Raw genomic sequence first — 7,001 nt, 5'->3', positions numbered from 1 at the left:
CTGTTGATCGTGTCCGCGCTCGTTGTCACCTGCGTGTATCTGTACAATCGGCTGTTCCGGGAACGACGGTACTATCCCAACTACGCCCTGCGGACCTCGAAGCTGCCTCACCGTCCGCTCCGGATCGTGATGTTCACCAATACCTACCTGCCGTTTGTCGGGGGCGTGGCGATCTCGGTGGAGCGTCTGAAGACCGGACTGGAACGTCAGGGTCACGATGTCCTGGTGGTCGCCCCGACCTATGACGGCCAAACCGACGAGCAAAGTGTGCTGCGCGTGCCGACGCTAGGCGGCAGGGGCAATCTGATCCGCGTTGCCAATCCCATCCACTCAGGCACCTGGCGAGCGGTTCGCGACTTCGAGCCCGATGTCATTCATATCCACCACCCGTTCTGGCTGGGTTCTCTTGGGCTCAGAATGGCCCGCAGTCTCAAGATCCCCGCAGTGTTCACCTATCACACGCGGCTCGAGCAGTTCGCACATGCCATCCCACTGCCCGGCGCCCTGTTCCGGAACGTGATCGCCCATTGGCTTGTGCGGCGGTTTGCCAATCAATGCGACGAAATCATCGTGCCCACACCCGTCACACGAGACTATATCAGACTGATTGGTGTCGACCGGCCCGTGCATGTCCAACCGACCGGCGTCGAAACAGCCCGGTTCCAGGCTTGTGATAAGGGTCAGCTTGGAGAGCTTCGCGCCCGCTTCAATCCTGACGGTCGCAAGATCCTAGTCACCGTCTCACGCCTTTCCCGGGAGAAGAACCTCGATTTCATGATCGCCGCGATGCGAAAGCTGAAGGAACGAGGAGCCCCGGCGTTTCGGCTCTTGATCATTGGCGAAGGCGACGAGCGACGCCATTTGACGGACGTCATTCGAGACAAGGAACTCACTTCGGAGGTCCGGCTCGTAGGTGCGGTTTCGGGAGATGAAATCCCGGATTACCTCGGCATTGCAGATATCTTCGTTTTCGCATCTGTTTCCGAGACTCAGGGCATGGTCATCCTTGAAGCGATGGCCGCCGGCCTCCCTGTGGTCGCCGTCAATGCGACCGGCGTGGACGCTTTCGTGGAGAACCGAATTACCGGCATCCTCACCGATGAAGATACCGAGCAATGGGCAGACGCCATTCATGGGCTTTTGATCAACGCGCGTGACCGCCGCGAACTGGCCCGCGCTGGACTCGAGCAAGCAAAGAAACATTCTGTTGAGGCGTTTTCTGCCGCGGTCGCAGAAATCTACCTCGCCGCGAGCGCAAGCCATGAGATTGAAGGGGTCAGCACCCACAGTGCAAGGTCGTAACCCGCAAGAGCGTAGTTCGTCTCAGGGCCTCATGGCAGACCGATCGCTACTTAGGATTGTTTGCAGTCCTTGCGTCCCTCACGTCGTGCAACCTGCGCCACCCAAATCCCAGAAATTTTGCCTGCCGGCGCCGTGCGCCCATTGCATTCACCGCACCGACGCCCATCTCCAGAAGATATGCCCGCAGCCCTGTCCCGCCTTGCCCCCACACTCCACCTGCTGTTTTGCAGCCTGATCCTCGCGATCGGGCTTCTTCAGGTTGATGTCTCGACGCGCGGACATGGCCCCCACTTGTCGAAGAGCGGGGCCGAGCTTTCGGCGGCCTTGCGCACCACGCTCACCACGGATGCGGTCATCTTCTCGCCGGCGGTCGCGCTCATCGACCATCACAAGCCGCGCGCGGCATCCCCGGCCCCGGGCACGCTTCCGGCGATCCCCGAGGTGACGCCGCCACCGCCGCGCTACCTGGTGCTGGCCGCGCCGCGCGCGCCGCCGCCGTCGGAGGGGCTGCCCCCCGGCAGACCCCGCGCAAGAAGCCCTCCACAAGCCTGACATCCGAAACCCCGACCCGCGCCGCGCGGGCCGGGTGAGCTGCGTTGGTGCCCCGCCCCTGGCGGAGCCCCGGCGCCGGGGTGCCTGCGCTGACGATGGCACGCCCGGCCCTGCGCCCGCGCAGTCGTCTCGCTCCATGTCGACGCTTCCAGTCAAGGGCATCCCAACTTGCTTCACGACACCCCTCTCATCGCAACCATCGTTGCGGGCCTCGTGCTCGCCTGCCTCCTCGGCCTCGCCGCGCAGCGGCTGCGGCTTCCCGCGCTCGCCGGCTACCTGCTGGCCGGCGTGCTGATCGGCCCGTTCACCCCCGGCTATGTCGCCGACCAGCACCTTGCCTCGGAGCTCGCCGAGATTGGCGTCATCCTGCTGATGTTCGGGGTCGGGCTACATTTCTCGCTGAAAGATCTTGGAGCGGTCAAGGCGATCGCCATCCCCGGCGCCTTAGGCCAGATCCTTGCCGCCACGCTGGTCGGCGCCACGCTCGGCTGGGGGCTCGGCTGGGGCTGGGGCGGAGGGCTGATCTTCGGGCTCGCGCTCTCCGTGGCCTCGACCGTGGTGCTGCTGCGCGCGCTGCAGGACCGCCGCCTGATCGAGACCGAGCGCGGCCGCATCGCCGTCGGCTGGCTGATCGTCGAGGACCTGGTGATGGTCCTCGCGCTGGTGCTGCTGCCACCGCTCGCCGGCCTGCTCGGCGGCGACGCACCGGCGCCGGGCGCAACCCAGGGCGCAGACCTGTTCCAGTCGCTCGGCCTCAATCCGATCGCCACGACCCTGCTGCTGACCGGCGTTAAGGTGTTCAGCTTCATCGCGCTAATGCTGATCGTCGGCCGGCGGGTCATCCCCCGCGCGCTGCAATACGTCGCCGGTACCGGCTCGCGCGAGCTGTTCAGCCTGGCGGTGCTGGCGATCGCGCTGGGGGTCGCCTTCGGCTCGGCGCATCTCTTCGGGGTCTCGCTGGCGCTCGGCGCCTTCTTTGCCGGCATGGTGATGGCCGAGTCGCCGCTGTCGAGCCGCGCCGCCTCGGACACGCTGCCGCTGCGCGACGCCTTCGCCGTGCTGTTCTTCGTCTCTGTCGGCATGCTCTTCGATCCGCGCACGCTGCTTGCCGCGCCGCTCGCCCTCGCTGCCACCGTGGCGACCATCGTCGGCGCGAAGTCGGCCGTCGCCTATGGCATCGTCCGCGGCTTCGGGCATGACCGGCAGACCGCGATGACCATCGCCGCCAGCCTCGCGCAGATCGGCGAGTTCTCGTTCATCCTCGCCGTGCTCGGCACCGAGCTCGGGCTGCTGCCGGCCGAGGGCCAGGGGCTGATCCTCGGCGGCGCGATGATCTCGATCCTGTTGAACCCGGCGCTGTTCCGCGGCATCGACGGGCTGGCGCGCCGGCGACAGGCCGAGACGCCGTCCGAGCCCGCCGCGGCCGGCAGCGACGCCCCCCCTCCCCCGGCGGATCACGTAGTAATCGTCGGCTACGGGCGGATCGGATCGCAGGTGGCATCGCTGCTGGCGCCGGGGAGCCATCCGGTGCTGGTGATCGACGACCAGCCGGAGCGCTGCGCCAAGGCCCGCGCCGCCGGGCACGCGGCGCTCGTCGGGCTTGCGCAGGACGAGACGCTGCCGGCGCGGGCGAACCTCGCCGCGGCGCGGGTGCTGGTGCTGACCATCCCCAGCGCGCTCGAGGCCGGCACCCTGGCGGGCCGCGCCTGCGAGGCGAACTCGCAGATCGAGATCCTCGGTCGCGCCGATGCCGAGGGCGAGGTGGCGCATCTCTATGACAGCGGTGTCGATCACATTGTGCGCGGCGATCTCGAGGTGGCGCGGGGTCTGGCCGGGCTGGTGCCCTCGCCGAGGGCCCGCGGTGCGGCGCGGGGGAGCGCGGCATGATGCACCTCCCGCGCCCCAAGGTGCCGCTTTCGGCGCTGCTGCTCGGGCACAGCACCGGCGCCGGGCTTCCGCCGGCCAAAGCTGCGGCCGAGCGCCTCTCGGTCGGCGATCTGATGCACCTGCTCGCCGGCCGCAGCGGCGCGGCGCTGATGCTGGTCTTCGCCCTGCCCAACGTGGTGCCGATGCCGCCCGGGGTGTCGGGCCTGCTCGGCTGGCCGCTGGTCTACCTGTCATGGCAGCTGATGCTGCGTCGCCCGCCCCGACTGCCGAGGACCGTCCTCCAGCGTTCGACCAGCGCGGCCGGGTTCCGCGCGATCCTCGCCCGCATGGTGCCGCTGCTGCAGCGCGCCGAGCGGCTGCTGCGTCCGAGGCTGCCGCTGATGACCACGCCGCTCGTCCTGCGCGCCGCCGGTGCGGTCTGCCTCGGCCTCTCGGTAATCCTGCTGCTGCCGATCCCGCTGGGCAACATACTGCCGGCGCTCGCGATCAGCCTCTTCGCGCTGGGGCTGCTCGAGCGCGACGGGCTGTGCCTGCTGCTCGGCTTTGCCGTGGCCGGGGTCTCGGTCGCGCTGGTCTGGGGCGTGCTCTGGACCCTGCTCAAGGCGGTGGCGCTGCTATGGCCGCTCTGAGCGCCGTCTGCTCCCCCACGCCGCCACGCGCGCAGGCCTGCCCGACCGGCACCCTCGCACGGTCCGGCCGTCCCTCCCACCACGAGCCTCGCGGCGCGTTTCTTCGATGAGGTCCACCTTGGATATCCTTCTGACCCTGTTTCTCGGGCAGCCCCTGTGGATGTGGCTGACCTTCCTGTCGATCATGCTCGCACTGCTGGTCTTCGATCTCGGCGTGCTCAACCGCGACGACCACGTCATTGGGGTGGCCGAAAGCCTGGAAACCTCGGCCCTTTACATTTCGCTCGGCCTCGCCTTCGGCGGCTTCGTGTGGTGGCAGCTCGGGACCAAGCCCGCGGCGCAGTACCTGACCGCCTTCGTGGTGGAAAAGACGCTGGCGCTCGACAACATCTTTGTCATCGCGCTGATCTTCGGCTTCTTCGCCATCCCCGCCGCTTACCAGCACCGCGTGCTGTTCTGGGGCATCCTCGGGGTGATCGTGCTGCGCGGCATCATGATCGGCCTTGGCGCGACGCTGGTCGAGCAGTACCACTGGGTGCTCTACCTCTTCGCCGGCTTCCTGTTCCTCACCGGGATCAAGATGCTCTGGACCGGCGACACCGAAGAGCATGACCTCGCCAGCAATCCGGTCGTGCGGTTCCTCAAGCGTCGGCTGCGCGTCACCGACGAGATCCACCGCCACGGCTTCACCGTGAAGCAGACCGACCCCGTCACCGGCAGGACCCTGCGCTACGCGACGCCGCTGCTGCTGGCGCTGATCGTGATCGAGATCGCCGACCTCGTCTTCGCCGTGGACTCGGTGCCGGCGGTCTTCACCATCACCACCGATCCCTACATCGTCTACACCTCGAACATCTTCGCCATCCTCGGGCTCCGGGCGCTCTATTTCGCGCTCTCGGCGATCCTGCGGCGCTTTGCCTACCTGAAATACGCGCTGTCGGTGCTGCTGGTGTTCATCGGCTCGAAGATCTTCATCGCCGACCTGATGGGCTGGGAGAAATTTCCGCCGGTCTGGTCGCTTGGCATCACCTTCGCCATCCTGTCCGCGGGCGTGGCCTACTCGCTGTGGAAGACCCGCGGCGCGCCTCCGCCCGCGCCCATGCCCGCCCCCGTGCCCGATGCCAAGACCGCACACGAGACCCGGTAACCGCCCATGTATCTCGATATTGCCATCGTCCTCGCGCTCATCCTCGTCAACGGCCTGCTCGCCATGTCCGAGCTGGCCATCGTCTCGGCCCGACCCGCCCGGCTGAAGGTCATGGCCGAGGAGGGGCGCAGCGGCGCCGCCACCGCGCTGCGCCTTGCCGAGGACCCGGGCCGCTTCCTGTCCTCGGTGCAGATCGGCATCACGCTGGTCGGCGTGCTCTCGGGTGCCTTCTCGGGCGCCACGCTCGGCACCCGGCTGGCCGCGGCGCTAGGCAACTGGGGCCTCTCGCCCGCGGCGGCGCAGTCGCTCGGGGTCGGCGGCGTGGTGGTGGCCATCACCTACCTGTCGCTGATCGTCGGCGAGCTGGTCCCCAAGCAGATCGCCCTGCGCGCGCCAGAGGCCGTGGCGACGCGCGTCGCGCCGCTGATGCGCGGCATTGCGCTGGTCGCCGCGCCGCTGGTCTGGCTGCTCGACCGCTCGGGCAAGGCGGTGCTCGCGCTGCTCGGCCAGTCGGGCGACCGCGGCTCCGACGTCAGCGACGCCGAGGTGCGGCAGGTGCTGACCGAGGCGCGCAGCGCCGGGGTGCTGGAACATGCCGAGACGCAGATGATCGCCGGGGTCATGCGCGTCGCCGACCGTGCCGCGCGCGACCTGATGACTCCGCGCCACGAGGTCGCACTGCTCGACCTGACCGACCCGCCCGCCCGGCTTCTTGCGCAGCTGCGCGACAGCGGGCTCACCCGAATGCCGGTGCGCGACGGCCCCGACGGCGAGGTGATCGGCGTGCTGGCAGCGCATGACCTGCTGAGCCCCGATGGCAGGCGCCTCGACCCGCGAGCGCGCCTGCTCGAGGCGCCGGTGGTGCGCGACGGCATGCCCGCGCTCGACCTCATCGAGACGCTGCGCGGCGCGCCCGCGCACATGGTGCTGGTCTACGACGAATACGGCCATTTCGAGGGGATCGTGACGCCGATGAACGTGCTCGAGGCCATCGCCGGGGACTTCGGCGCCGCGCCCGAGGCAGAGGAGCTGGTCATCCGCGCCGATGGCTCGATGCTGGTGGCGGGCGCGATGCCGGTGGACGAGTTCGCCGACCATCTCGGCGTGACGCTGACGCCGGGCCGCGCCTATTCCACCGTCGCCGGGCTGGTGCTCGACGAGATGGGCCGCCTGCCACAGGTCGGCGAGGTGCTGAGCTGGCGCGCCTGGACCATCGAGGTCGTCGACCTTGACGGGCGGCGCATCGACAAGCTGCTGGTCAGCCGCGAGGAGCTCTCATGACATCGGGTGGGACACCGTTCTCCACCCTGGCGCACCGCGGCTCCCGCGGCGCTGAGCCGTGGTTGTGAGATCCGTACTATGAGGATCGGGGTCACGCGGATTGCCGGCAGGATCGGGGCGCTCGTCGCCCTTCTTGTCGTGCTGTCTGCCGTCGTTGCGCATCCCTCGCCGCACATGCCACTGGCCGGGGCCCTGGCCGCCGA

At 68.6% G+C, this 7,001-nt stretch carries 6 protein-coding genes; all 6 read left to right on the top strand.

Annotated elements, in window-relative coordinates; all coding sequences use genetic code 11:
• Window positions 1-1,302 (top strand): glycosyltransferase (locus G0Q01_RS14415; protein ID WP_164213582.1); only part of this gene is annotated, 1,302 nt, incomplete at its 5' end.
• Window positions 1,303-1,479: 177 nt separating this feature from the next.
• Window positions 1,480-1,854 carry a hypothetical protein gene (locus tag G0Q01_RS14410; protein WP_164213581.1) on the top strand — a complete coding sequence of 125 codons (375 nt, stop codon included), beginning with the start codon at window positions 1,480-1,482 and terminating at the stop codon, window positions 1,852-1,854.
• Window positions 1,855-2,022: 168 nt separating this feature from the next.
• Window positions 2,023-3,741, top strand: coding sequence for a YbaL family putative K(+) efflux transporter (ybaL, locus tag G0Q01_RS14405; RefSeq protein ID WP_164213580.1), 1,719 nt, complete (start codon window positions 2,023-2,025; stop codon window positions 3,739-3,741).
• A complete protein-coding gene (locus G0Q01_RS14400; protein ID WP_164213579.1) occupies window positions 3,738-4,370 on the top strand; it encodes an exopolysaccharide biosynthesis protein in 633 nt (210 codons plus the stop codon). The genes ybaL and G0Q01_RS14400 overlap by 4 nt, the downstream gene beginning before the upstream one ends.
• 118 nt (window positions 4,371-4,488) lie before the next feature.
• Complete coding sequence (locus tag G0Q01_RS14395; RefSeq protein WP_164213578.1) at window positions 4,489-5,517, top strand: TerC family protein; 1,029 nt, start codon at window positions 4,489-4,491, stop codon at window positions 5,515-5,517.
• 6 nt (window positions 5,518-5,523) lie between these two features.
• Window positions 5,524-6,798: a hemolysin family protein gene (locus G0Q01_RS14390; RefSeq protein WP_164213577.1), complete on the top strand. Its 1,275-nt coding sequence runs from the start codon at window positions 5,524-5,526 to the stop codon at window positions 6,796-6,798.
• Window positions 6,799-7,001 lie beyond the last annotated feature (203 nt).

The organism is Salipiger sp. PrR007 (assembly GCF_010499845.1).
Classification (GTDB): Bacteria; Pseudomonadota; Alphaproteobacteria; order Rhodobacterales; family Rhodobacteraceae; genus Salipiger; species Salipiger pacificus_A.
The sequence above is the reverse complement of the archived record's forward strand: the minus strand, read 5'-3'. Positions and strand labels throughout refer to the sequence as shown.

Coding starts and splice junctions, on each gene's coding strand:
- G0Q01_RS14400 (WP_164213579.1), top strand. CDS start 3,738: ATGATGCACCTCCCGCGCCCCAAGGTGCCGCTTTCGGCGCTGCTGCTC.
- G0Q01_RS14410 (WP_164213581.1), top strand. CDS start 1,480: ATGCCCGCAGCCCTGTCCCGCCTTGCCCCCACACTCCACCTGCTGTTT.
- G0Q01_RS14390 (WP_164213577.1), top strand. CDS start 5,524: ATGTATCTCGATATTGCCATCGTCCTCGCGCTCATCCTCGTCAACGGC.